The sequence below is a fragment of the Schaalia vaccimaxillae DSM 15804 genome (assembly GCF_000420425.1).
Classification (GTDB): Bacteria; Actinomycetota; Actinomycetes; order Actinomycetales; family Actinomycetaceae; genus Pauljensenia; species Pauljensenia vaccimaxillae.
Genome location: NZ_ATUX01000009.1, coordinates 17,781 through 41,497 on the forward strand (window position 1 = coordinate 17,781; position 23,717 = coordinate 41,497).

The window sequence follows — 23,717 nt, forward strand, 5'->3', positions numbered from 1 at the left end:
GACGATAAACCCAATGAGTGACAATACGAATCCGACCGAAGAGACTCGGACCTCGACAACGACCTACGTTGCATCCAGGCCGACGATCCGCATCTCTATGCCCGACGGCTGGGCTCGCGCCGCCCTGTCAGGTATCGAGGTGGCTTTCCTCGGGTGGGCTTTCGTCACTCTCAGCGGTTTTGCGGCTTACGCGTCAGTATCAACCAATCCTTGGCTTGGGTCGGCAACCTGGGAGGGAGTCTTAGGGATCTGTGCAGACGTCTATGCTGCCGTTTTGGGTGGGACCGTCACGGTTGGTGACGTCGGCTATCGGGCGATTCCCACCTTGCTGGGCTTGCTCCTCATCTGTGTGTTGAGGATCCTGCTGCGCTCCAATCTGCGTTTTCCGCTGTCTGCCGTCTGGTTTGCTGTGCCAGGTTTTGCGATCCCGTCACTCATAGTGGTGGCGGCCTCGGCCACTCACACTCACTGGTGGACCGCGATTTTGGGCGCTGTGCTCATCCCCGTTTTGGCGTGCTCGTGGCTCATCATCAGCCATATGGAAGAACCTCCACGGTGGTTGCGCCTGCATCGTTGGGCAAGCGTGGGGTTACGGATGGCGGTGCTTTATACGGCTGCTCTGGTGGTGGTTGGGCTAATCTTCGCGGTCACCGCCATAGTGGTCGGTTGGGAACGAGTCACTGGGATTCACGAACTCTTACTGACCACGTCACTATTCGAGGACGTGCTTGCTGTTGGCGGGCAAGTGTTCTTTTTGCCGACCATTATTGCGTGGGTCCTCGCATGGCTTGCAGGTCCAGGTTTCTTTGTCGGAGCGGATGCGCTTCACTCGCCCTCACACCTCGTCGAAAACGCGATCCCCGGTATTCCGGTACTCGGCATGATGCCGGAAAGTACCCCCGGGTCGTGGGTTGCACTGACGATATTGGCTGTCGGAATTGCTTTGGGCGTGTGGCTGGCGAAAAAGCATCCGTTTGACGACATTCGCCATCAAGCAACTATGGGTGCAGTGGCCGCCGCGGGGATGACAGTTGTGGTGGCCGCCTGGATGTGGTCAGCCACCATGGTGCTGGGCTCAGCCAGGCTCGCCGTCTTTGGTCCCAGGGTTGGGTGGGTGACATTCTGGCTATTCCTCGAGGTCGGTGTCGCAGCTCTCTTGACTAGCGTTGCCCTGCATCCCACCTCTATCGAATTCTTCAAAGAACAGTGGAGGATTTCGCTGACTCCCACTGGGCAACCTGTACCACAACCCGCCGCTTCAGAAAAACCTCTAGCTCAAGCTGTGCTCGTGTCGGATGAAGAACTGCAATCAGCAGACGATGACAATTCGGTGCGAGACCTTGTGTTGGCCCAAAACTGCCAGACCACAGCCGATGAAGATGAAGCCGACGTGGAGGTTTTGAGCGAAGTTGAGGAGCGCAGCCCAGACGACGCCCTGGCCGGCAATAGTGATGAAGCCGTAACTGAGGCAATGATTGTGGTTGATTCAGAAGAAAACTCAACCGTTCGCGATGACGCTGATCGCGATGCGCCAACTCAATCCCTGGAGATCCCATGACGCCCACACTCCAGACCCCGATCCACGCAGCGCGCGTCCTCGTCCTCGTGTCCGGCGAGGGAAGCAATATGCGTGCTTTGGTTGAAGCTGCTGACGAACCCGCGTGGGGCGGCAGTGTCGTCGCGGTGGGCGCAGACCGCGCGTGCGCTGGAATCGACTGGGCGCGCCAGCGTGGGATCCCCGTTTTTGTCCACCCGTATTCGCGCGGAGACGACCGTGCCCAATGGGACGAGCATCTAGCTGGCCTCATGGCCGAATATCAACCAGACCTGATTGTCTGCGCCGGATACCTCAAACTCTTGGGGCCGGCTGTATTGGATAGTTTTGAGGGCCGTATCCTCAACACCCATAATTCCTTGCTGCCAGCATTCCCAGGGGTCCACGGCCCAGCCGACGCCATCGACGCAGGCGTCAAAGTGTCAGGAGCCACCCTCTTCTTCGTTGACCCCGGAGTCGATACTGGACGTATCGTCGCTCAGACCGCTGTTCCTGTCCTGGACGAGGACGACGCCGACAGCCTGCTCAACCGAATTAAAGTTGCTGAACGCGTGCAGCTTGTCGAAGCCGTCGGCAGGCTGATCCGCGAAGGCTGGACCACAGACGGTCGACGGGTGCGCTTTGGGGAATTCTGATTCGCCTAAATCAAGTCCACTGCCACTTGTCCAAGCCCACACCTCAACCTCTGGGGGAGGAGACCCTAGCGGACTACCATTTGAGGTAGTCGCAACTGGCGAGGGTGGGGTACCACCGGGGAGCGGCTGGGATGATCCCGCAAGGCGTCGCCCGCCTGGGCGCCTGGGCATGACACCAACACCGACCATCGGAGGAAACATGTCCGTCCGCCTGGACAACCTCGAAGCCATCGACGTACGCCCCATTAAAAGGGCGCTGATCTCCGTCTACGACAAAACCGGCCTAGAAGACCTCGCCCAAGCGCTGCACGCTGGCGGTGTCGAAATTGTCTCCACAGGCTCCACGGCCTCGTGTATCGCAGACGCAGGTATTCCCGTGACTCCGGTTGACGACGTCACGGGATTCCCCGAATGCCTCGAAGGTCGCGTCAAAACCCTCCACCCCAAGGTCCATGCAGGTATCCTGGCCGATCAACGCAAGGCCGACCATCGTAACCAACTAGTTGAGCTTGGAATCGAAGCTTTCGACCTGGTGGTGTGCAACCTCTACCCCTTCCAAGACACCGTCGCTGGCGGCGGATCTTTCGATGAGTGCGTCGAGCAGATCGACATTGGTGGCCCCTCGATGGTTCGCGCCGCTGCGAAGAACCATCCTGCCGTTGCGATCGTCACCTCGCCCGAACGCTACGAGGACGTCGCCCGCGCAGTCGCGGGCGAAGGTTTCACCCTGGCCCAACGCCAGAACCTCGCGGCTGAGGCCTTTGCTCACACCGCGGCCTACGACCTGGCTATTGCCGGGTGGTTCGCCAACCAGCTGGAACGCGATGACCTGCGTGACCAGCTTGACGAAGCCTGCGAAGAACACCTGGACGCTTCGGATGCTGCGTTCCTGGAATCCTTGGGTTATGTAGCCGACGAATCTGGCGAATATGTTGTTGAAGACGGCGAAGATGCAGACGCTATGCCTGTCTACGTTGCGGATGCTTTCGAACGTGTTGAATCGTTGCGTTACGGTGAAAACCCGCATCAAAATGCCGCCGTCTACCGCGCAATTTCTGCTCAGGAGGAGGCCGCCCTCGACAATAACGAGGACGAGGTGACCCAGGCTCCCGGCATTGCCAACGCCCGCCAATTGCACGGCAAAGCCATGAGCTACAACAACTACACGGACGGCGATGCCGCCCTGCGAGCCGCATACGATCACGACAAGCCGTGCGTCGCCATCATCAAGCACGCCAACCCCTGCGGTATTGCCGTGGCCGACGACGTAGCTGAAGCCCATCGCAAAGCCCACGCCTGCGACCCGGTGTCCGCATTTGGCGGTGTCATTGCTGTCAACCGTCCTGTCACAGTCGAGTTAGCCCAGCAGATTGTCCCGATCTTTACCGAGGTCGTCCTGGCACCCGGGTACGAGGACGGAGCCCTGGAAGTTCTGTCTGCGAAGAAGAACCTTCGCGTCCTGGAAGTTGTTCCCCCGCAGCGTGGCTCCTACGAGTTCAAGCAAATCAGCGGTGGCCTGCTTATTCAAGAAGGTGACGACGTGGACGCTGAGGGCGACGATCCGAAGAACTGGACCCTGGCAGCAGGCCAGGCAGCCGACGCTGCAACCTTGGCTGACCTCGAGTTCGCGTGGCGCACGGTGCGCGCTGTGCGCTCCAACGCGATCCTGCTGGTCAAAGACGAAGCCTCGGTTGGCGTGGGCATGGGCCAGGTCAATCGCGTGGACTCGTGCAAGCTGGCCGTTGAACGCGCCAACACTTTGGGTGGCCGTTCCACAGGAGATGCCGCGAAGGACGCTGCGGGTATTGATTCTGCTGGTGGAGCGCGAGCCGAAGACATGGTCTCGGATGCGCCCGAGCAGCGATCACTGGGAGCAGTTGCCGCCTCCGACGCGTTCTTCCCCTTCGCTGACGGCCTGCAGGTCCTCATTGATGCCGGAGTCAAGGCTGTGGTCCAGCCCGGCGGTTCGGTGCGCGACGCCGAATCCATCGAGGCGGCAAATGCTGCGGGTATCACGATGTATCTGACGGGAACCCGTCACTTCGCTCACTGAGCACCGGTGGGCCGCCTCCCAAGCGAGGCGGCCCGCGTCGCTTAGGACAGCTGTAGTGCTGAGCGAAGGTGTAGCCCTGCGTGAAGCTGCGGTGCGCGAGCGACATGGGTCGGCGCAACGGCGCGAGACAAACAAGCGGTTCCCCGAGCTGTCAGTTATGGTGAATCCGCTATGATCAGATCCCCGCAGCATCCAGTGCAGTCGGCCCCAGATAACCCGTATCGCGCCCTCGCACACGAGCACGGTGTTACCTTGCCGCGTCTGGGTCCAATGCCGCGCAGATGGCTTACTCCCTGGCAGACCTTGCGCGGCCCCGCATGGGAGCTTCCCGCAACGCCGCGTGGTTTCCTGACTGGACTACTGACACGCAGGTGGCTGGCCATTGGACTTGGAATCTGCACAACATCGCTGGGGACCATTTGTTCCGCGCTGGTTCCGTGGGCCATGGGCCATGCTTTGGATGCCGGTTTAACGTCCGGACTGGGAAGCGACCTAGCCTTGTGGATTGGAATCTTCGCAGCCATTATCGTGGGCGTCGCTGTGGGAGATTCGTTGGGGCAGATCACCGAAATCACTACATGGATGGGATCATCCGTTGGCTCGGCACGCTCGGTTGGTATGCGAGGCGGTTTACGAGCTAGGGCTTTCCAACGCGAATCAACCACGGGCGACGTGGTGACTGCCGTGACCTCGGACGCGGTGGGCTTGGGCCGGGCCACAGCCCTCATCCCAGACCTCTTCGCCTCCACCGTATCCACAGCTCTCGTGGCTGTTCTCATGCTGCGCACATCACTCATCCTGGGGCTGATTGTGCTGATCGGCATGCCGCTGCTGGTTGCAGGTCTTGCCCTAGTCGCTCGCCCCCTGCAACGTCAACAAAACCTCGTCAGGGAAGAACAAGGGAAACTGACAACGATCTCCACTGACGCGGTCAAGGGCCTGCGAATCCTGCGCGGAATCGGCGGCGAGGACGGGTACTCAGCGGCCTACAAGAACCAGTCCGCTCGCGTGCGAGCCGCCGGAATCTCCGTTGCGCCAACCGCCGCCATTTTGCGGGCCGTCCGTTCTGCCGCACCTATGCTCTTCTCGGTGGCAGTCATCGCCCAGGGTGCGATCCTCATTGCCGAGGGCGAGATGAGCGTCGGCCAACTCCTAGCCTTCTACGGGTACACGACCTTCCTGCGCCACCCCATTTGGATCATCGGTGACTCCGTTGAAAACCTGACACGCGCGTGGGTGGGCGCCAAGCGCGATGCCAAGCTTATGGGCATCGATGACATTGTGGACGACAAGCCCAAGGCCTGCGAACCGCTCAATTGGGCTGAGGCCGGCCTCGTTGACCCCGTGAGCTCGCTCGAGCTCGCACCGGGACTGACCACCGCGCTGCTCGCGCCCTCGCCACAGGTAGCGCACGCTATTGCGCACAGGCTTGCCCGAGTCGACGACTCCCAGCAATCCGCGCAGGTCACCACTGCGCAGGGCAGCCGCCTGAACTTGCAAGACCTGCCTATTGACCAGGTGCGAGAAGCAATCCTCCTGAGCGAAGAAACGCCCCAACTCTTTGCCGGAAGCTTGCGTGAGAACCTTCTTGCGTCGCGAGCCAGGCCAGCAGCCGACCTTGATGTTGCCGACCTCGTTAATCGGGACGCCCTGATGACGGCCCTGGGAGAAGATGGCGTCGTCACTCCAAGTAGCGATGGAGATCTGGAAGAAGACCACGCCCTCGAAGAAGCTTTGAATGTTGCAGTCGGAGCAGACATCCTTTCGTCCCTGCCCTCTGGCCTAGACGGTGTTCTGACCGAATCGGGACGCAACCTATCGGGCGGCCAACGTCAACGCGTCAGCTTGGCCAGGGCCATTACCCAAGACCCCGCAATCTTGATCCTCATGGAACCGACTTCGGCCCTGGACTCGCACACCGAAGCGATGATCGCAAGCAAGCTTGCTCAGGCACGACGAGGCAAAACCACCCTGCTCATCACCGAATCCCCACTGCTACTCAACCAAGTTGACATGGTTATAGCCGTCGACTCCCACGGCCAAGTCGTCATGCGCGGATCCCTCGAAGAACTCAAATTGCGAGCGACTGGCAACTCTGACATTGCTGGCCTGGTGCCACTGGTGCGTCGAGGAGGCGACAACGCATGAGACTGCCCATCGCCAGCCCTTCGGCCACAACCCGCCGCACCCTCGCACTGCTCAAACACCACGGATGGGCCCTCGCGTGGATTCTTCTCCTCCAACTGGCCGCCTCAGTCACCATCGTCGCCCTGCCGTGGATCATTGGCGACATTGTTGACGGCATTGCGCAAGGCCAACCCATGGAATGGGTGCGCACCCGCATCATCATCGCCGTGGTCATGGCCGGAGTGAACTTTGCCCTCGTATGGCTGGCGGATAGTCAAGCCCGCATCCTGGGAGAAAAAATCTTCGCTGATCTGCGAGAAAAACTCGTCGACTCGGTGGTCCACCTGCCACTGTCGGCCGTCGAATCCGCCGGATCAGGAGACCTGGTTGGCCGCACCACCCATGACATTGACCGCGTCCAAGTGATGATCCGACAGGGCCTATCAGCGGTCCTTGTCCTACTGACAACGACGCTGGTGACACTCATTGCCGCAGTTCTGGTGGAAGTGCGCCTCGCGTGGATTCTATTCGCTGAAATTCCTCTGGTTGTCGCGGTGGCCTCCTACTACATGCCGCGCACCGTGCCCGCCTACCGAGCGTCCTCGGCTGTGGTTGCCGAATTCTCTGGTGTCATGACGGAAACCGTCAGCCACGCCCAAAGCGTTGACGCCCTCAACCTGGGGGAGCTGAGAGGCCGCAAGTTTGATGCTCTACTGGCCGGCATGTGGAGGTTGGAACGCTACGGCGCCCTCATGCGCACCATCCTCTACATCGGAATGATTGGCGTGACCCTGGGGCCAATCCTCCTCATCATTGTGCTCGGAGCTGCGTGGGTACCCGACGGGATCGTGACGGCTGGCGCCGTGACCACCATGGTCATGTACTGCTACCAGCTGCGTAATCCCCTGTGGGAAGCCACCTACTGGGTGGATGAACTGCAATTCGCTTTCACGTCGCTCCAAAGGATCTTCGGTGTTGCCGACGTGCCGGCCGACCGCACCGCAAGTGACGAATCGCCAAGTGAAGGCGAGATTCATGTTGAGGCAGTGGACTACGAATATCGCGCCGGCAAACCCGTTCTGCATGATGTTTCTTTGAGCCTGCGCCCCGGTGAAACCCTTGCAATCGTTGGCCCGTCTGGAGCCGGAAAATCCACTCTTGGCCGCATGATCGCAGGCATCCACCCGCCCACACGAGGACGAGTTACGGTAGACGGCGTTGACCTCGTGAACCTGCCAGAAGACGAACTACACCGCCGCGTCGTCCTGGTCACCCAAGAACACCACGTCTTCGTGGGCACTATTGCCGACAATCTGCGCTTGGCAGTGGCAGACGCTGACGAAGAAAGCCTATGGGCAGCGTTGGAATCCGTGGGAGCCGCGCAGTGGGTGCGTGACGAGGGCGGCCTCGATATGCGAGTAGGGGAGGGCGGGGCCGAATTAGCGCCCTCGCGCGCTCAACAGATTGCCTTGGCTCGCATCGTCCTCATGGATCCACACACCTTGGTTTTAGACGAGGCCACGTCGTTGCTCGACCCGGCTTCTGCAAAATCCGTTGAACGCTCCCTTGCTCAGGTTCTTCGAGGGCGCACGGTGGTTGCCATTGCCCACAGGCTGCACACGGCCCATGATGCTGACCGTGTTGCTGTCATGGTCGATGGGCAGATTGCCGAACTGGGTGCCCACGATGAGTTGGTTGCGCTGGGCGGGCACTATTCCAAGCTGTGGGAAGCGTGGCAAAAGCACTAGGGGAGAAGTCGTGGCGTGTGAGGGGTCGGGGCGACCGGGGTATTCTCCTGGCTCACTTAACTAGGCTTGGCTCACTCAGCCTGCTGGGTTGTCGCGATACGTACGGCAGTGCCCGCGATGATGACGTCAAGTGCGGCAGCAAATGTGATGTCAGGGTCTGCTTGGTCTGCGACGCCCACCCCGGCTGCGACTGCTAACTCGTGCTGTTGCTGGTGGAAAGCGTGACCCAAGATGAAATGCCCCAGAGTTCGGGCCGCAATATCGACTGTTTCAACATCTGCGCCGGCTCGGGTCAGCGGGTCAAAAAGCATCGCGGCCAGGGGAATTGAGGTCAGCCCCAGGGCGGCGGAACTGGAAACCAGTTCGGCTCCGTCGCGGTGGGCCAACAGGCGCTCGCGGATGGTGGATGCGCTGGCCCGCATGGCCTCTTCCCACGAGGATGTCTGTGTAAGGGCAGGCGCGTTGTTTTCAGTCAGGATCTTTTCAGCAAGGCCGGCGAGAAGCGTTTGTTTGTCTGCGAAGTGCCAATACAGGGCCGATGGCTGGACATCGAGGACGGTGGCAAGCCTGCGCATTGATAGGTCGGGGAGGCCTCGCTCATCGAGCAATGCTAGTGCGGCGTCGAGGATGGATTCGCGACTATGGCGCTCCTGAGTTTTCGACTGGCTTGCCTTGGTATTGCGCTTGGTATTTTGCTTGGCGGCTGCAGGCTGGACTTTTGGCACGATGCCACTATAGTGAACACCGTTCACCTGAACACTGTTCAGGAATAAGTTGTGAGTTGATGAAAGGCCACCCAATGAGCTCCCTTGCAATCCCCGCAGCAACCACGCGTACCGCTACGCAGGGCCGCGTCCTGGCAGACCGCTTCGGGGGAACCCTCACCCGCGACATTGCCCTCACCGCTGCCGGAACGGCAGTACTCACCCTCTTTGCCCAAATCGTGGTCCCGCTGCCCTTCACGCCGGTGCCGGTTTCTCTGGCCACCCTGGGCGCCCTCGTCGTTGGCACCACGTTGGGGATGCGCCGCGGTGCTCTAGCCGCACTGGGATACCTGCTGCTCGGCGTGGTCGGAGCCCCTGTCTTCTCCGGAGACAACCAAGGCTGGGCTTTCGCATCCTTCGGCTACATCGTCGGTTACATCGCAGTAGCAGCCGTGTCAGGTCGCCTGGCTGAACGAGGAGCCGACCGCAATATTGTCACAATGCTAGGGTCGGCCCTTGTTGCCTCGGCAAGCGTCTACGTATTCGGCCTGGCTTGGATGATTCCCTTTGCTGAAATGACGCTGACGGAAGGGCTTTCCAAAGGTCTGGTCCCATTCCTGATCGGTGATGCCGTCAAGATTGCAGTGGCTGCTGGCGTATTCCCCGCACTCAACGCCCTCATCGGTCGACGCTGACACAACCGACCTTGCGGCCCGTCGGCAACCAGTCCCTACAAGCCGGCGTCTAGACGTTCGGCTGGGAAAGCGGGCCAAACCCCAGGGATGTGGCTATGAGCCGTCAACTTATTCGTTGGAATCTCAAAAGCCACATGCAAGAACGGGCGGATCTTTTCAGCTAGCTCCTCAGGCTCCTCATCGGACACAAAAATCACCTGAGGGTGGAGCTTCTCGGACTCGACCAGATCCAAAATGGGGCGCGAATCCTCCCACTCTGATTCAACCCAGTACACCGTCCAATCCGGCCCCAAAGGGCCGTCAGCAGAGACGATCAAACGCCGAACTCGACACCCCGGCGGCAAAGCCGTCACCACGTCCTCGTCTAAGTCGATCATCACGTCAGGCCCAGTGACCGCACGCAAAAGCTGATCGGGCACCTGCACAGGCGACCTCGCATAGCGAATCGAACGCGGCACATTCACCAATGCATTGTGGCGTGGAACCTCGCCGAGGCGTCTCATCCAATCTACAAACTTCCACGACAACAGCTCGGGGCGCACATCCAAAGCCGCGGGAGCCTCCCAACGGAATCGGCACACCGCCAAGAACCATTCCAAAGGATCCACAGGATCCAGTAGCAATCCTTCGCGCAAGAACAACGCGCGCTCCATAATGCGATCCCGAATCGGATCGTCAGCCAACTTCCGTGACTTCTTGAGCCTGCGATGGAAACGTTTTTGAGCCAGCGCGTAGTCGTCGCCCTCGAACCACTGGTCGCCCGGCCAATTGTTCAGACGCACAACCTCTTCTCGCAGCGAGAACTGTTCGCCCGAGTGGCCGCGGTGATCCAAGATTTCGTCCCACTCCATGACGCGCTCGAGCGCCTGAGCAAATTGGTTGGGCATTGGCATACTTGGGATGACCTGCAGATCAAATGCAGCCATAGATTCACGCCACTTCCGATAGCCCGCCAAAGTCACGGGTCTGCCCTCAACCTGCTTCCATCGAAGGTCTTGAGCTCGATCCTCAAATGCAGCCGTCCACGCATCTAAAGCTACTGTGAGCTTCTTACGAGGCTCGCGCCGCGCATCAGCTGAAGAAGGACCAACGCCCTCGGCCACGTCCTCGATCCTGGCAATCGCAGCCAAGAGAATTTCGCGGTCTGGCAAAGCGACTTTCTTGCGGCGACACAGCAGCATCGGATCAAGGAATTGGCCCACCACCCATGCCGTGTCAGCAGTGCGCGCCACCTGAGCAACGGCATTGGTCGCTTCGCGCACGCCCTCGTTAATGTCGTCGAGCAACGGCAAACATTCGCGTTCTTGCACAGTGAGTTTGCGTCCATCGGGGGCACGCTTGTGGGCGCCATGCAAACCGAACTCTGTGACGAAAGACGGTGGTGATGTCGGGGGCGACTGAGGGCTCATGGCCGCATTGTCACCCAGTTGGGTAAACGGTGGACGACGTTGCAGTGGCGTGGCCGGAATCAAAGTCTTTTCGCCCACCTGGCGGTTAGGGGACAGCCAAGGAGCGCGTAGAATTAGGTGAGTGAATACTGCTGAACTTCGTCCCGTCCTCGTTGTCGATTTCGGTGCCCAGTACGCCCAGCTCATCGCCCGGCGCGTGCGCGAGGCCTCCGTGTACTCCGAGATCGTCCCCCACACCATGAGCGTGGCAGACATGCTCGCCAAGGATCCGGCCGCCATCATCTTGTCCGGCGGCCCCTCATCCGTGTACGAGGACGGCGCCCCCTCCATCGATCCTGCGGTCTTCGAGGCCGGCGTACCGGTCCTGGGCATCTGCTACGGCTTCCAAACCATGGCCAATGCGCTCGGTGGAACCGTGGGTCGCACAGGCACCCGCGAATACGGACACACCGACGCTTCAGTGGCCGGAGCCTCCTGCCTTTTCGACGGCACCCCCGCTGACCAGGTCGTGTGGATGAGCCACGGTGACGCGGTCCAGGCTGCCCCCGACGGCTTCACTGTGACAGCATCGACCTCGCAAACCCCTGTTGCTGCGTTTGAAGACCGTTCGCGCCGCCTCTTTGGGATGCAGTGGCACCCCGAGGTCGCCCACTCCAAGCATGGCCAGGATGCGCTCAAGAATTTCCTCTACGAGGGTGCGGGCATCGAGCCAAAGTGGACGACCGGCTCCATCGTCGATGAGCAGGTCGCCAAGATTCGCGCCCAGGTTGGCAACGCCCAGGTGATCTGCGCACTGTCGGGAGGCGTGGACTCATCTGTGGCCGCGGCCCTGGTACACAAGGCGGTTGGCGACCAGCTCACCTGCTTCTTTATTGACCATGGTCTGCTGCGCGCCGGTGAACGTGAGCAAGTTGAGAATGACTATGCGCGCGGTATGGGAATCAAGGTCATCACCTGCGACGAAACCGACCGCTTCCTGACTGCGCTGGCCGGAGTGTCCGAGCCTGAAGCCAAGCGCAAGATCATTGGCCGCGAATTCATCCGCAGTTTCGAAGCCGCCCAAAAGCAAGTAATTGAAGCTGTGGGCGCCGAGGGTGGGGAAGTGAAGTTCTTAGTCCAGGGCACTTTGTACCCCGACGTTGTCGAGTCGGGTGGAGGCGAGGGCGCCGCCAACATTAAGAGCCACCACAATGTGGGCGGCCTGCCCGAGGATATGAGTTTCGAGCTTGTTGAGCCTTTGCGCGCCCTGTTCAAGGATGAGGTCCGGGCTGTGGGCCGCGAACTGGGCTTGCCGGACTATTTGGTCAATCGTCAGCCGTTCCCCGGGCCGGGTCTGGGCATTCGAGTGGTGGGTGAAGTGACGCGTGAGCGCCTCGATATTCTGCGCGCTGCCGACCTGATTGTGCGTGAAGAACTCACTGCTGCTGGGCTGGACTTGGAGATCTGGCAGTGCCCTGTGGTGCTGTTGGCTGATGTTCGTTCTGTGGGCGTGCAGGGCGACGGGCGTACCTACGGACATCCCGTGGTGCTGCGGCCAGTGTCTTCCGAGGACGCGATGACGGCGGACTGGACGCGCCTGCCGTACGACGTACTGGCTCGTATTTCCAACCGCATCACGAATTCGGTGCCCGAGGTGAACCGCGTGGTCTTGGATGTGACGAGTAAGCCGCCGGCCACGATTGAGTGGGAGTAATGGGAACGGATTTCTCCCCAGCTAAACATACTAAACTCCCCTACCTAGCTACGCTCGGCAGGGGATTCTTAAAGTCTGTATAAACTTTTCTAAGAGATTTTTTGTTAGTGGAGGAAGGCGGGGCCTCGCTGCTTTTGCCTTAAGTACGCTTAGATGAACTTGCCGAGCGCGTAGGTCTTCTGGGGGGAAGCTCGACCATGCGCACGGAATGCCCATAGCAACGAGAGTGTCGCAACATCAACCTCGAGGGAGCCGAATCCGGCGGCGAGAAACTCTGTCGAGCAGTTCACGTTGGGATTCCCTGCAAGACGAGAATGTTCATTTCGTCCATCCTTGATCGGGTTTCGCGGGGACAGTTGCTATTTCCTCACGAATGTATTGTCGTCCGCGTTTCCGCCATCTGCATTGGTGAACCGCTCAACGTTCATGTGCAGGTCATACTTGTCGCGGAGCTTCGCTATTCGCGTCATCATCGGCGATGCATGGTGCGCGTCGAGCGCATCCTGGTCGGCCCACTGGTCAACGAGTAGAACTATATCGGGGTCGGCCAGCGCCTGGAAATACTCATAGCGCAAGTTGCCCTCCTCGGCACGAACGGCGTCGGCTACGCCGCCGGACTCCATCTCGCGCGCGAAGGCGATCGCAGCGCCAGGCGCGCCCGTGTGGCGTATGTTGATAGTCAGTGTCATCATGTCCTCGTTTTTTCGAAATGCCATCTTACCGGCTGTTTTCCGCCCACTCCTTAAGCTTTGTTTGCGAATCGTGGACTATCGAATTCTTAGCGAGTCCGCCCATGCAGCGACCTCGCCATCCGAAGCTCCGACTGCGAATCGCTTCACACCGATCCACTTAGCATCAGCGCTAATTTCCTTGAGTTCATCTGCTGCCCCCTCGACGCCGCTGCTTTCCGAGGTGCAGAACTCGGCGAGCCTCTTGCCCGACACATCGACGCTTTCTAGAAACGTGCACATCAGGCGCGGTGCCTTGCCCCACCAAATGGGGTGCCCCAACACGACAATGTCGTATGGGGAAAGGTCCGGGATAACGGCCAGTGCAGGCCGCGCCGACACATCGCTCTGCTCGGCTGTCGCCCTGCTAGTCTCATCGCCGTAATCCAGTCCCTTAGCGGTATAGCGGTCCACGGGCTCTATCCCGAAATAATCCGCCTCCAAGTGCGCCGCCAATACTTCGGCAACGGCCTGCGTGTTACCCGTCGCCGAAAAGCATGCCACCAGTACCTTGCCCGTATCGATTTTACTGGAAGCGTTTTTGAATCCTTCGGGCACCGTCGTAGGCGAATTCGACGGATGCGAAGGGGAGGCAGGCCAAGCGGATGCCATGTTTCCTGCTTCCGAATGTTTGGCTTCCGTTGCGTGTTGTCCTTTGTTGCACGAACATCCAAAGAGCGCAAGATCACCGCTCGTCGCCCTCGACGCAGAAACGAAACTTTTCCTGGTATTAGTCATCTCTTCCGCGTCCATCCTCTGCTACCTTTCACCACTGCCTGCTTCTTAGGGAGTTAAGCCAGTTTGCCGTATTCTTCGTCGGAAACGGGTTCGAGCCATTCGGTCGAGGCATCCTTTCCTTCGACCTCTATCGCTAGATGGGAGAACCACGAGTCCTTCGCCGCACCGTGCCAATGCTCCACATTCGCGGGGATGTTCACCACCGTCCCTGGCGACATATCCACTGTCTTTCCGTCGCGCTCCTGGTAGTGTCCGCGGCCGCCGACGCAGACGAGGATCTGTCCGCCGCCGCTTGTCGCATGATGAATATGCCAGAAATTGCGGCACCCGGGTTCGAAAGTCACATTAAATAGAGACACTTGCTCGGTTGAGATCGGCGCGAGGTAGCTTCGGCCTGTGAAATACTGTCCGTAAGGGTTCGGCTCGCCTATGGGGAAGAAGAGGGAGGCCTCGTAGGCTGCCTTGGAGTCTGCCGACGTATCCACATCGTCTGTCCCTTCCCAGACGCTCTTGGCCAGATTGAATACTGCCCACGCCTTCGGCCACCCAGCGTAGAATGCAACGTGCGTCACCACTGCTGCGATCTCGGCACGGGTCACCCCGCGGGCTTTAGCATTCTGCAAGTGATATACCAACGAGTTGTCGGTGACTCCGGACGCCGTGAGCGCCACCACCGTAACGATGCAGCGCGTCTTGATGTCTATGTCTGCGTTGTTCCAGTTCTCGCCGAATAGTACGTCGTCGTTGAAATGCGCGAATTCCGGGGCGAACTGTCCCAGGGCATCGCGCCCTGCCGTCTGAACGATTCTCTCTGTCATTGCTCCTCTTAATACCTGTTGATCCTGCACTTCGCCTTGATTCGCCTGATGCTGTCGGGAAGCTCCTCTAGGGGCATATTGCGCGGCGTGTCGCATGTGCCCGACTCTGCAGCCACGTCGTAGAACCAGCACTTGTACTCGATGAAGTCGCGTGCCAATTTCAGATCCTTGAGCTGCGCGTCAATGGCGGCGTGCCGCTTGTAGACGATGCGCCGACGCTCCTCGATGGTCGAGTCGCCCTCGATATAGAGCTTTATATACTTGCGGATCTCCTTGATGGGCATGCCCGACACCTTCAGGCGTTCCACGAAGCGCATCCACTCCAGATCGTCCTCGTTGAACAGACGACGCCCGTCGTTTGATCGCTTCTGGTTGGGGATGAGTCCGTTTTTCTCGTAGAAGCGTATGGTCGAAGCCGGCATTCCTAGCTCTACCGCGGCGTCGCCTATCGTGTACATCTTGTCCATAGCTATGACCCTTCAATCAGGACGTCAACCTTTCGCCTATGTCCACCAATTCGTATGTTCGGCCGCCTATACCGAGGAGTTCTGCCCGGCTTCAATACGTGGAAATTGATCTTGCTTTTTCGTTAACCACGGCCTCGTCGGCATATACCAAAGAGAGCCTTGCAGATAAAGTTGTCGAACGTCTCCAGCTCGTCAATGCCATTCACCATGGCACCACCAGGATGACGGATGAGAGGGATGGTGCGAGCGTCATGCCGATGCTTTTTCTTCGTTATTTCATCTCCTTTTCCCAGAAGCGGATCGCGTTTATACCAAGTGAGTCCGCAAGTTCCTCGAGCTCGGCGATTTCGATTCCGGTGAGCTGGACAGCGGCCGCAGCAGCAGCGTCGACAACGTGGAACTCCTTCGTGACTCCCACGATAGGAAGGGTGCCCTTCGCGATGGCCCACGCCACCGGCACCTGCGCGAGTCCCACGTCGTGCGCCTCGGCGACCTCGGTGAGCTTGGCATTGAGCACCTCAAGCTTGTCGAGTACGGGATTGTACATTGCCGCGCGCGCCGACCCCTCGGGCATGGGGCGTGCGGTGTCGTATTTACCAGACAGAGCACCCTGCTCGAGCACCATGTACGAGAAGAACACGACGTCGTTGGCCTTGCACCACTCCAGGATGCCCGAGTCGATGGAGCTGCGATTGATGAGGCTCAGGTGGTTCTGCACGGCCCCGAGCTTGAGCCCGTGCTCACGAAGTATCGCGTCGGCCTCTTTGATTTCGGCCAGGTTGTGGTTGGACACGCCGATCATGGGTGCGATGTCGCAGCCCTCGAAGAACTCAGCGAGCGCATGCGTCCATTTGGGTGCCTCGGAGGTGTTGTGCACCCAGTAGACGTCGAAGCGGTCGAGGTCCATGAGGTCAAGCTGCATGCTATGCATCGCGGACACGGGATCTGGTGCCGAGGTGTCCACGCACTGCGGCGTAAGTTTGTCTGACACGAGGTAACTTTCGCGAGGAAGGCCCTTCAGGAAGGCTGCGAGCACTTTCTCGGAGGCCCCCATTCCGTAGGCGTAGGCCGTGTCCCATAGGTTGAGCCCTGCGGACATTGCCGCGTCAAAGACGGGCTTGAGTTCGGTCGGGTCGACGCTGCTTCCGAACGTGCCGTCATTGCCCCAGGCCCACGCGCCCAGTGCGATCTTGGGAAGTTTGATGTTGTCCATGACAAGGTCCTTTGGATTATGTTATGCACTTGTTTGCGACGTCGTTGGATGCATTGTGGGACTTAAACCATGGTTTAAGTCAAGAGATAGTCTTGATCATTTTGGAGATTTGCAAAATACGTTTTTGGAACCGGTAGAGACTTCGCGTTTTCTTGGAACTGGCTACCAACTGTTTTCGTAGGTTGAAGCGTTCACTGCCTGATCGTGTGGCATCAGATGGGTGAGGGAGCATGAGCTGGAAAACTGGGAACTATTGAGTGGGAGTGCGTTCCTAGTTCATTTGCCTATTGCGTTGCGCTGATCTTTCTTTGACAGCTCGAGGCGACGTTTTGGATGAGGGGTTTGAACACTGTAGGCGCAGCTCGGGAGTGCCATGGCAGACGAACCGCCGTTCGAACGCAGCGACATAATATAGATTCTCTCTGCATGTAGATCGACGAGCTGGCCCCTACTGCTGTAGACAGCAGACTGAGCACCACCGCACGATAACGGATAGTCTCGTCCACGAGGCGGTTTTGAATTCTGACATCCTTTTTCAGATGGCAACGGGGGTGGAAGATTGTAGCACACGTTGCTGTGGTCGAAATGCAGACCTATCCTCGCATGACCGCCCATTGAGACCGATATCAAGCAACCCCCGGGTCCGCTATTACAGCGCGGTCGAATTCTTCAGGAGGAACGCGTAAGGAAATATCTCCAGACTTGCGGAACTCAAGGAAGACGGTGTGCCCTCACGGCAAGGAAGCGCAAGATCTGGTATCTGGATCGTTCGAGATTAGTCGCGAAAATACGTAGGGAAGAGGGCGGGAGTCTTCAGAAGAACTATCGAGTTAGACGTATTAAACAAAGCAAATACACGCTGTCTGATGATTTTTCTTCATGAAGCGATTGTTATCGCCGAGGGTTTGTGGAATATACCCTGCGCTGTGTCTCTACGAGCGACTCGGATTTAGAGCTGTTGACGAACGACCTGATGGCAGTGACCGACTCATGGTGCTTGGACTGAGGGATAAACCTCCGCTTCCGTCAGATTCCAGAAGGATGTGGGCAAGGGCGTATGGCCCGATCTCAGCTTGTTCTAGCTTCCGGTTGAGGACTAAGTGGTGCGTCAGAGGTGTTCGTCCTCGTTGATGGCAGCTGACATAGTAAGTCGTGCGCTCTACGAGGGCGGCGCAGGGGGGCTATGGCCAGCAACTCCGCCTGATCAGACCCAGTGACGCGCGCTGATTGGCTGGGCGGCAGCCTCAGACATCACATCCCCATATTCCTTGCCAGCAAGGTGTTGGACAAGGGCTGACGTGCATGATCTGCGGGCAGTAGAGTGAAGGGTAGAGCCGATCAACGATCTAGGAGACTCTCGTGGATTTCACCTCGAATAAGCGCCCCGACGACATGGAGCGCATCACCACCCCCGAACTGGCTGACGCTTTTATTGACGAGGCCGTCCAAGCCGTGCGCGCCCAGGTCGGTGACGGCAAGGTTCTACTCGCCCTATCGGGCGGCGTGGACTCATCCGTAGTCGCCGCGCTACTCATCAAAGCAATCGGCAAGCAGCTGACCAACGTTCACGTCAACCACGGCCTGATGCGCAAGGGTGAATCCGAGGAAGTCGTGGAGGTCTTTGAAAAGGGCATGGATGCCAACCTCGTCTATGTTGAAGCCTCTGACCGCTTCCTCGCGCTGCTTGACGGCGTTGAAGAACCCGAAACGAAACGCAAGATCATCGGCAACGAGTTCGTCAACGTCTTTGCTGAAGAGGCCGCCAAGCTTGAAGGTATTGGTTTCCTCGGCCAGGGCACGATCTACCCGGACATCCTCGAATCCGAAGAGGGAGTCAAGGCTCACCACAACGTTGGCGGACTCCCCGAGGATCTCCAGTTTGAACTGGTTGAGCCCGTCAAGCTGCTCTACAAAGACGAGGTCCGCGTCGTCGGCAAGCAACTGGGCTTGCCCGCGTCAATGGTGGACCGCCAGCCCTTCCCCGGTCCCGGACTTGGGGTCCGTTGCCTGGGCGCAATCACTCGTGACCGCCTGGAAGCTCTGCGCGAGGCCGACGCCATCGTTCGTGAAGAGATCGAGGCCGCGGGCTTGGACATTTGGCAGTACTTCTGCGTGGTTCCCGACGTGCGTGCCACCGGTGTGCGTGATGGCAAGCGTGCCTTCGACTGGCCGGTCATCATCCGCTGCGTCAACACGGTTGACGCCATGACAGCTGAGGTTCCGGAACTGGAATGGCCGCTGATGAAGAAGATCACCGCGCGCGTCCTCGACGAAGTGCCCGGGGTGTGCCGCGTCGCCTACGACCTGACTCCTAAGCCGATTGGCACCATTGAGTGGGAGTGAAGTAGCCCAGACCTTTTAACGGTGGGGTTCGGACGCTGTCGTGTCCGAACCCCACGGTTTTTAAGACTTATTGCGCAGAGCCTTGACCTGGTTGAGACGCTCGGACATCCGTGACTCGTGACCTTCAAGGGTGGGGGAGTAATACTCGGCGTCCACCAGAGAATCAGGCAGACACTGCATGTCTGTGGCAACCTTGTCGTCCTCGTAATGAGCCAAGCGATATCCCTGGCCGTAACCGAGCTCCTTCATGAGGCGAGTCGGAGCGTTGCGTATCACCAGGGGAACGGGTTCAGCCCTGGAATGCAACGCATCTTTCTTCGCGCGCTCATAAGCGATGTAAGAGGAATTCGACTTGGGAGCCAAAGACAGATAAATCACCGCTTGTGATAAGTGAACTGAACATTCGGGCATCCCAAGGAAATGGCAGGCTTGGAACGCGTTGATCGCAACATTTAGGGCATTCGTGTCCGCCAAGCCAATATTCTCGGACGCAAAACGGGTGATCCGCCTGGCCACGTAAAGAGGGTCTTCACCGGACTCCAACATTCTGGTCAGCCAGTACACGGCGGCATCGGGGTCAGAATTGCGCATGGACTTATGCAGAGCCGAAATAATGTTGAAGTGTTCTTCCCCGTCCTTGTCGTAGAGTAAAGACCTTTGAGACGTGCATTGACTGACGATCTTCTCAGTGACGGTGATGATGTTCCCTTCGCTGTTAGCGTTAAGGACCACCATCTCAAGTGTCGTCAGGGCTGAACGTGCGTCCCCGTTGGAAAAGACCGCAATCGCTTCAAGCAGTTCCTCTTCAATCAATACCTCTTGATCGCCAAATCCGCGGGGATCATGCAAGGCCCGGGTCAAAAGAGCGACGATTTCGTCCAGAGACAATTCTTTGAGAACGAATATCTTGCAGCGAGATAGAAGCGCACCATTGACCTCAAAAGACGGATTCTCTGTGGTGGCACCGATCAGCGTGATGGCGTCCTTTTCAACGAAGGGTAAGAAAGCGTCCTGCTGGGCCTTGTTGAATCGGTGAATCTCGTCAATGAAGAGGATCGTCCGAGTGCCAACCTGTGCTGACACGTCTGCGCGCCGCATGATTTCGCGGATTTCCTTGATGCCGCTATTGACCGCTGAAAAGTTAATGAAGTGAGCGCTGGTCTGCTCGGCGATAACCCGGGCCAGAGTGGTCTTCCCGACCCCAGGTGGTCCCCAGAACACCATCGAAGGAGTGTGATCAGCCTCGATCATCCGCCGAAGAACTTTCCCCTCGCCAATGAGGTGGCTTTGGCCGACGACTTCCTCTAATCGACGAGGGCGCATCCGATCGGCAAGTGGGCGGTTGGGGTCAGAAATGGTTTCGAAAAGCGAATCTTGAGAGTTCATGAGAACCTCTTAACTGGTGGCGGCGCGGCGACTCAAACACTACAATATAGAACACTTGTTCGATTTTCTATTTTTGGTGTCGGGAGTTCTGATGAACGGCAAGGAACTGCTGGATCGAGCGGCCCAGCGCGCCCAGGAATTACCCACCTCGACTCTGTCCCAGCCCTTCGGGGAAGACTGGGATGTCTGGAAGGTCGGCGGCAAGGTCTTCATGCTGTGCACCGAGGTCAAGGGGCCGGCGATGATCACAGTCAAAGCGCGGCCATCAGACGGGCGCCAATTGTGCGACGCCTACGCAGACATTAACCCGGGCTATCACATGAACAAGAAACACTGGATCACCATCACCCCCAATGGAACAGTGGACCCTGAACTCCTTGATGACCTCATCGCTGAGTCCTATCTGCTTGTCGTTGAGGGTCTGCCCCGAAGGGCGCGACCAGTCAATCCCGACACTTTCGGCAGCTAGAACACTCAAACGTTTCTGTGGCTCATGCTCCAGCGCAACCGTTCATCGATGGCAAAGCGGAAAATCATGCGTAATTCCGCCAGTCACAGGGTCTTCAAGACTTTAGCTGGCACTCCGCCAACAACCGTCCTAGCTGCAACATCTTTGGTAACAACCGCTCCTGCTGCCACAACCGCGCCCTCGCCAATAGTCACCCCGGGAAGAACAGTGACGTTGGCTCCCAGCCACGCGCCCTCGCCGATTCGCACTGGTGCCGGCAATAAATTTGCGCGCCGAGCCGGTTCCAACTGGTGATTGAGGGTGGCGATGACGCAGTTGTGGCCGATTAGCGTCCTGTCTCCAATGAAAATGCCGCCTTGGTCTTGGAATCTACAGCCAGCATTGATGAACACCCCGTTACCCAGATGAGTATTGAGTCCGCAGTCCGTGGTGAAAGGTGGGAACAGTCCCACGTCCGCAGGGACCGGTCGCATGAAGAGGCGCTCAAGTTGGGCGCGAGTATCAGAAAGACTGAGGAACTGAGCGTTCATGCGTGAGGTAAGGCGCATAGCGCGTTCAGAAGCAGCTGTCACGAGCTGTTGAATCCTAGAGCCTGCTTCAACCTCGCGACCAGAATTCAAGTATTCCAGGAGTTCGCTGATTTGATCAGGGGTGAGCTCGCTGCTGTCTTCGTACATGCTGTGCTCCTTAGGGGTCTTTCGAGTCGCTGAGCAATTGGCGTGAATCTACTTGAGGTTCTCAGCGAAGAATGATTCAAGTTTCGCAAAAGGAATCGCGTCTTTGCCGCCGCCGTCGTAGAGGTCGGTGTGGGTGGCTCCCGGAATGATCATTAATTCCTTATTGTCGCCCGTGAGCAATTCGTATGCGCCCTCGCTGAAGTAGAGCGAGTGAGCGTCAGAGCCGTGGATCAACAACACGGGGGTGTCGATCTCGCTGGCCATTGATAGCAGCGGCTGATTCATCAGAGACATTGTTCCAACAACCGTCCAGCCCTCATTCGAATTGCCGGAGCGTTCGTGGTATCCGCGCTCAGTCTTGTAATAGTCGTAGTAATCCTTGACGAAGAAGGGTGCGTCCTCGGGAAGTGGATCAACAACGCCGCCTGCGCGCGCGTATTGGCCGGCCGCGAAGTCTGCTGTGCGTTGAGTGGCCCAAATCTGTCGAAGCTTGTCGCGCTCCTCCTTAGAGTCGGTGCTGGCGAAATATCCTTCCCTGGCTGATCGGCTAAGGTCGTACATGGTTGAGGCGACGGTGGCTTTGATTCGAGGGTCGAGGGCGGCCGCGTTGATTGCCATTCCACCAAAACCGCAGATTCCCAGAATGCCGATCTGTTGGGGATTGACGAGGTCGGAGTTGGAAAGCCAGTCGACTGCGGCAAGAAAATCTTCGGTGTTGATGTCAGGAGAAGCCGTGAAACGAGGCTGTCCACCCGATTCGCCTGTATAAGACGGGTCGAATGCGAGCGTGACGAATCCTGCTTCGGCTAGGCGCTGGGCGTATAGGCCTGAGCTTTGCTCTTTGACAGCTCCGAAGGGGCCGGAAATAGCGATGCCAGGCAGTTTGGTATTGGCGTCTTGAGGTACGTAGAGGTCGGCTGCCAAGGTAATGCCATAGCGATTGACGAAGGTGATTTTTGAATGGGAAACCAGGTCGCTCTTCGGGAAGGTTTTGTCCCATTCGGATGTGAGGTTGAGTTGTTCGGGAGTGAACATTGAGATTCTCCTGATGGTCGAGACCGCAATTTTCGAGGTCGTTTGCGGTCATGTAGTCTCAGGTCTAGTACCTCAAGCTAACTTCAGGTCAAGGGGAAATGGGGGCTCTATGTATTCCATCGGCGAAGTATCCGAAATGTTCAACCTGCCGGTGTCCACGCTGCGCTACTACGACAAAGAAGGACTCTTCCCAAGCCTGGAACGCAGAGCTGGAAACAGACGCTTTTCTGAAGAAAACCTCGATGCGTTGCGAGTCATCGAGTGCCTCAAATCCTCCGGGGTCCAAATCAAAGAGATCAAAGAATTTATGAGATGGTGCCAGCAAGGACCCGCCACCTATCAGCAGCGCAAAGCGCTCTTTGAGGCCAGGCGCGACCTCGTCCGCAAGGAGATTGCTCAACTACAAGCAACCTTGGCGACCCTCGAATACAAATGCTGGTACTACGACCAAGCCCTCAAGGACGGTAACGAAGAACGGCTAGCAACCATGACGCCGACTGACCTTCCGAAAGACGTTAAAGCACTATACGAGGCGAGCCGATTAGCGCCGTCCACCACGACCAGTTAACTGCCCGGCCGCGCGCCTGACCGCAATGACTCTGCAACTAACAGCTGGACACTGCTTCTCTAGAGGAGTGGATGCTCTCGTGATCGAGTAGCCACCTTTTGCGGTCGATTCCACCCGAATATCCAGTCAGCGCCCCCGAAGAGGAAACCACCCGGTGGCAAGGAACGATGATCGATAGAGGATTGCGCCCTACCGCGCCTCCAACAGCCTGTGCCGACATGCGAGGCGTCCCCAGCTTCGCTGCAACCCTGGCGCCCAATTGTCCATAGGTTGTCGTCTCTCCAACGGGGATTTTCTTGAGTTCGGCCCAAACTAACTGCTGGAAGTCTGTGCCTACCGGAGATAAGGGCAAATCGTTGGGGGAGGGGGTCCCACCTGAAAAATAATCGTCAAGCCAAGCCGCGGCCTCGTTGAAAACAGTCAGGCTCTGCGTTGGCGTGGATTCGTTCACGAGGCCAGAGCCGAAGTGCTTTTGATCGTTGAACCAGCAGCCCACCAGCGCGTCCTCATCACCAGCCAAGGTCAATGGGCCCAGAGGGGAATCAGGATAAAACGTACGAACAATGGGCATACCGGCAATACCTCCATTTCTGACGCGCTAGGGCAAAGCGAGTCCACATTTCAATAACGTTTCATGAGCCGTCTCAAACACGCTA

At 58.3% G+C, this 23,717-nt stretch carries 22 protein-coding genes and 1 riboswitch; of the genes, 10 read left to right on the top strand and 12 right to left on the bottom strand.

What is annotated here, in order from left to right; genetic code table 11:
* The first annotated feature begins 13 nt into the window (after positions 1 to 13).
* The 5 genes from G439_RS11625 to G439_RS0108010 all read left to right on the top strand — a co-directional run bounded on the left by G439_RS11625 (position 14) and on the right by G439_RS0108010 (position 8,118).
* Positions 14 to 1,558 carry a cell division protein PerM gene (locus tag G439_RS11625; protein ID WP_022868659.1) on the top strand — a complete coding sequence of 515 codons (1,545 nt, stop codon included), beginning with the start codon at positions 14 to 16 and terminating at the stop codon, positions 1,556 to 1,558.
* Entirely contained in the window at positions 1,555 to 2,190 is a 636-nt protein-coding gene (gene purN / locus G439_RS0107995) for a phosphoribosylglycinamide formyltransferase (RefSeq protein ID WP_022868660.1), read from the top strand. The genes G439_RS11625 and purN overlap by 4 nt, the downstream gene beginning before the upstream one ends.
* Positions 2,191 to 2,271: 81 nt before the next feature.
* Positions 2,272 to 2,358, top strand: a riboswitch (ZMP/ZTP riboswitch).
* A 31-nt stretch (positions 2,359 to 2,389) separates the two neighbouring features.
* Entirely contained in the window at positions 2,390 to 4,243 is a 1,854-nt protein-coding gene (purH, locus tag G439_RS0108000) for a bifunctional phosphoribosylaminoimidazolecarboxamide formyltransferase/IMP cyclohydrolase (RefSeq protein ID WP_022868661.1), read from the top strand.
* A 171-nt stretch (positions 4,244 to 4,414) separates the two neighbouring features.
* Positions 4,415 to 6,391, top strand: coding sequence for an ABC transporter transmembrane domain-containing protein (locus G439_RS11630; RefSeq protein ID WP_083940835.1), 1,977 nt, complete (start codon positions 4,415 to 4,417; stop codon positions 6,389 to 6,391).
* Positions 6,388 to 8,118, top strand: a complete 1,731-nt coding sequence (locus tag G439_RS0108010) for an ABC transporter ATP-binding protein (protein WP_022868663.1) — start codon at positions 6,388 to 6,390, stop codon at positions 8,116 to 8,118. The genes G439_RS11630 and G439_RS0108010 overlap by 4 nt, the downstream gene beginning before the upstream one ends.
* 71 nt (positions 8,119 to 8,189) lie before the next feature.
* On the opposite strand, the gene G439_RS0108015 is transcribed toward G439_RS0108010, so the two are convergent.
* Positions 8,190 to 8,843 carry a TetR family transcriptional regulator gene (locus tag G439_RS0108015; protein ID WP_243442569.1) on the bottom strand — a complete coding sequence of 218 codons (654 nt, stop codon included), beginning with the start codon at positions 8,841 to 8,843 and terminating at the stop codon, positions 8,190 to 8,192.
* 74 nt (positions 8,844 to 8,917) lie between these two features.
* Here G439_RS0108015 and G439_RS0108020 point away from each other — a divergent pair, with 74 nt between their 5' ends.
* Positions 8,918 to 9,517: a biotin transporter BioY gene (locus G439_RS0108020; protein WP_022868665.1), complete on the top strand. Its 600-nt coding sequence runs from the start codon at positions 8,918 to 8,920 to the stop codon at positions 9,515 to 9,517.
* Positions 9,518 to 9,552: 35 nt separating this feature from the next.
* Here the strand turns inward: G439_RS0108020 and G439_RS0108025 are convergent, their stop codons facing one another.
* A complete protein-coding gene (locus G439_RS0108025) occupies positions 9,553 to 10,926 on the bottom strand; it encodes a hypothetical protein (RefSeq protein ID WP_022868666.1) in 1,374 nt (457 codons plus the stop codon).
* Positions 10,927 to 11,047: 121 nt separating this feature from the next.
* Here G439_RS0108025 and guaA (G439_RS0108030) point away from each other — a divergent pair, with 121 nt between their 5' ends.
* Entirely contained in the window at positions 11,048 to 12,619 is a 1,572-nt protein-coding gene (gene guaA / locus G439_RS0108030; protein ID WP_022868667.1) for a glutamine-hydrolyzing GMP synthase, read from the top strand.
* 149 nt (positions 12,620 to 12,768) lie between these two features.
* Here the strand turns inward: guaA (G439_RS0108030) and G439_RS12630 are convergent, their stop codons facing one another.
* From G439_RS12630 to G439_RS0108060, 6 genes are all read right to left on the bottom strand, one after another.
* Positions 12,769 to 12,909, bottom strand: a complete 141-nt coding sequence (locus G439_RS12630; RefSeq protein WP_022868668.1) for a hypothetical protein — start codon at positions 12,907 to 12,909, stop codon at positions 12,769 to 12,771.
* Between the two features lie 69 nt (positions 12,910 to 12,978).
* On the bottom strand, positions 12,979 to 13,311 hold the full coding sequence (locus G439_RS0108040; protein ID WP_207382274.1) for a putative quinol monooxygenase: 333 nt from the start codon (positions 13,309 to 13,311) through the stop codon (positions 12,979 to 12,981).
* A 75-nt stretch (positions 13,312 to 13,386) separates the two neighbouring features.
* Complete coding sequence (locus tag G439_RS11635; protein ID WP_083940837.1) at positions 13,387 to 14,100, bottom strand: flavodoxin; 714 nt, start codon at positions 14,098 to 14,100, stop codon at positions 13,387 to 13,389.
* Between the two features lie 38 nt (positions 14,101 to 14,138).
* Positions 14,139 to 14,903, bottom strand: coding sequence for a carboxymuconolactone decarboxylase family protein (locus G439_RS0108050; RefSeq protein ID WP_022868671.1), 765 nt, complete (start codon positions 14,901 to 14,903; stop codon positions 14,139 to 14,141).
* A gap of 8 nt (positions 14,904 to 14,911) precedes the next feature.
* Positions 14,912 to 15,370, bottom strand: a complete 459-nt coding sequence (locus G439_RS0108055; protein ID WP_022868672.1) for a MerR family transcriptional regulator — start codon at positions 15,368 to 15,370, stop codon at positions 14,912 to 14,914.
* 271 nt (positions 15,371 to 15,641) lie between these two features.
* On the bottom strand, positions 15,642 to 16,583 hold the full coding sequence (locus G439_RS0108060) for an aldo/keto reductase (protein ID WP_022868673.1): 942 nt from the start codon (positions 16,581 to 16,583) through the stop codon (positions 15,642 to 15,644).
* Positions 16,584 to 17,942: 1,359 nt separating this feature from the next.
* Here G439_RS0108060 and guaA (G439_RS11640) point away from each other — a divergent pair.
* A complete protein-coding gene (guaA, locus tag G439_RS11640; protein ID WP_022868674.1) occupies positions 17,943 to 18,926 on the top strand; it encodes a glutamine-hydrolyzing GMP synthase in 984 nt (327 codons plus the stop codon).
* A gap of 60 nt (positions 18,927 to 18,986) precedes the next feature.
* Here the strand turns inward: guaA (G439_RS11640) and G439_RS0108070 are convergent, their stop codons facing one another.
* Positions 18,987 to 20,312: a replication-associated recombination protein A gene (locus tag G439_RS0108070; RefSeq protein ID WP_022868675.1), complete on the bottom strand. Its 1,326-nt coding sequence runs from the start codon at positions 20,310 to 20,312 to the stop codon at positions 18,987 to 18,989.
* 91 nt (positions 20,313 to 20,403) lie between these two features.
* On the opposite strand from G439_RS0108070, the gene G439_RS0108075 reads away from it, so the two are divergent.
* The gene (locus G439_RS0108075; RefSeq protein WP_026459533.1) at positions 20,404 to 20,781 is read left to right on the top strand and encodes an MmcQ/YjbR family DNA-binding protein; all 378 of its coding nucleotides are present in this window, start codon (positions 20,404 to 20,406) and stop codon (positions 20,779 to 20,781) included.
* 83 nt (positions 20,782 to 20,864) lie between these two features.
* On the opposite strand, the gene G439_RS0108080 is transcribed toward G439_RS0108075, so the two are convergent.
* Together G439_RS0108080 and G439_RS0108085 are read right to left on the bottom strand one after the other, a co-directional pair.
* Entirely contained in the window at positions 20,865 to 21,458 is a 594-nt protein-coding gene (locus G439_RS0108080) for a DapH/DapD/GlmU-related protein (protein ID WP_022868677.1), read from the bottom strand.
* 48 nt (positions 21,459 to 21,506) lie between these two features.
* On the bottom strand, positions 21,507 to 22,493 hold the full coding sequence (locus tag G439_RS0108085) for an alpha/beta hydrolase (RefSeq protein ID WP_022868678.1): 987 nt from the start codon (positions 22,491 to 22,493) through the stop codon (positions 21,507 to 21,509).
* A 109-nt stretch (positions 22,494 to 22,602) separates the two neighbouring features.
* On the opposite strand from G439_RS0108085, the gene G439_RS0108090 reads away from it, so the two are divergent.
* Positions 22,603 to 23,061, top strand: a complete 459-nt coding sequence (locus G439_RS0108090; protein WP_026459535.1) for a MerR family transcriptional regulator — start codon at positions 22,603 to 22,605, stop codon at positions 23,059 to 23,061.
* 37 nt (positions 23,062 to 23,098) lie between these two features.
* On the opposite strand, the gene G439_RS0108095 is transcribed toward G439_RS0108090, so the two are convergent.
* The gene (locus G439_RS0108095; RefSeq protein ID WP_022868680.1) at positions 23,099 to 23,632 is read right to left on the bottom strand and encodes a methylated-DNA--[protein]-cysteine S-methyltransferase; all 534 of its coding nucleotides are present in this window, start codon (positions 23,630 to 23,632) and stop codon (positions 23,099 to 23,101) included.
* Positions 23,633 to 23,717 lie beyond the last annotated feature (85 nt).

Bases quoted from the DNA above. Each gene is read 5' to 3' on its own strand.
- G439_RS11625 (WP_022868659.1), top strand. From the start codon at position 14: ATGAGTGACAATACGAATCCGACCGAAGAGACTCGGACCTCGACAACG.
- purN (WP_022868660.1), top strand. From the start codon at position 1,555: ATGACGCCCACACTCCAGACCCCGATCCACGCAGCGCGCGTCCTCGTC.
- purH (WP_022868661.1), top strand. From the start codon at position 2,390: ATGTCCGTCCGCCTGGACAACCTCGAAGCCATCGACGTACGCCCCATT.
- G439_RS11630 (WP_083940835.1), top strand. From the start codon at position 4,415: ATGATCAGATCCCCGCAGCATCCAGTGCAGTCGGCCCCAGATAACCCG.
- G439_RS0108010 (WP_022868663.1), top strand. From the start codon at position 6,388: ATGAGACTGCCCATCGCCAGCCCTTCGGCCACAACCCGCCGCACCCTC.
- G439_RS0108020 (WP_022868665.1), top strand. From the start codon at position 8,918: ATGAGCTCCCTTGCAATCCCCGCAGCAACCACGCGTACCGCTACGCAG.
- G439_RS0108025 (WP_022868666.1), bottom strand. From the start codon at position 10,926: ATGAGCCCTCAGTCGCCCCCGACATCACCACCGTCTTTCGTCACAGAG.
- G439_RS0108040 (WP_207382274.1), bottom strand. From the start codon at position 13,311: ATGATGACACTGACTATCAACATACGCCACACGGGCGCGCCTGGCGCT.
- G439_RS11635 (WP_083940837.1), bottom strand. From the start codon at position 14,100: ATGGACGCGGAAGAGATGACTAATACCAGGAAAAGTTTCGTTTCTGCG.
- G439_RS0108050 (WP_022868671.1), bottom strand. From the start codon at position 14,903: ATGACAGAGAGAATCGTTCAGACGGCAGGGCGCGATGCCCTGGGACAG.
- G439_RS0108055 (WP_022868672.1), bottom strand. From the start codon at position 15,370: ATGGACAAGATGTACACGATAGGCGACGCCGCGGTAGAGCTAGGAATG.
- G439_RS0108060 (WP_022868673.1), bottom strand. From the start codon at position 16,583: ATGGACAACATCAAACTTCCCAAGATCGCACTGGGCGCGTGGGCCTGG.
- G439_RS0108070 (WP_022868675.1), bottom strand. From the start codon at position 20,312: ATGAACTCTCAAGATTCGCTTTTCGAAACCATTTCTGACCCCAACCGC.
- G439_RS0108075 (WP_026459533.1), top strand. From the start codon at position 20,404: ATGAACGGCAAGGAACTGCTGGATCGAGCGGCCCAGCGCGCCCAGGAA.
- G439_RS0108080 (WP_022868677.1), bottom strand. From the start codon at position 21,458: ATGTACGAAGACAGCAGCGAGCTCACCCCTGATCAAATCAGCGAACTC.
- G439_RS0108085 (WP_022868678.1), bottom strand. From the start codon at position 22,493: ATGTTCACTCCCGAACAACTCAACCTCACATCCGAATGGGACAAAACC.
- G439_RS0108090 (WP_026459535.1), top strand. From the start codon at position 22,603: ATGTATTCCATCGGCGAAGTATCCGAAATGTTCAACCTGCCGGTGTCC.
- G439_RS0108095 (WP_022868680.1), bottom strand. From the start codon at position 23,632: ATGCCCATTGTTCGTACGTTTTATCCTGATTCCCCTCTGGGCCCATTG.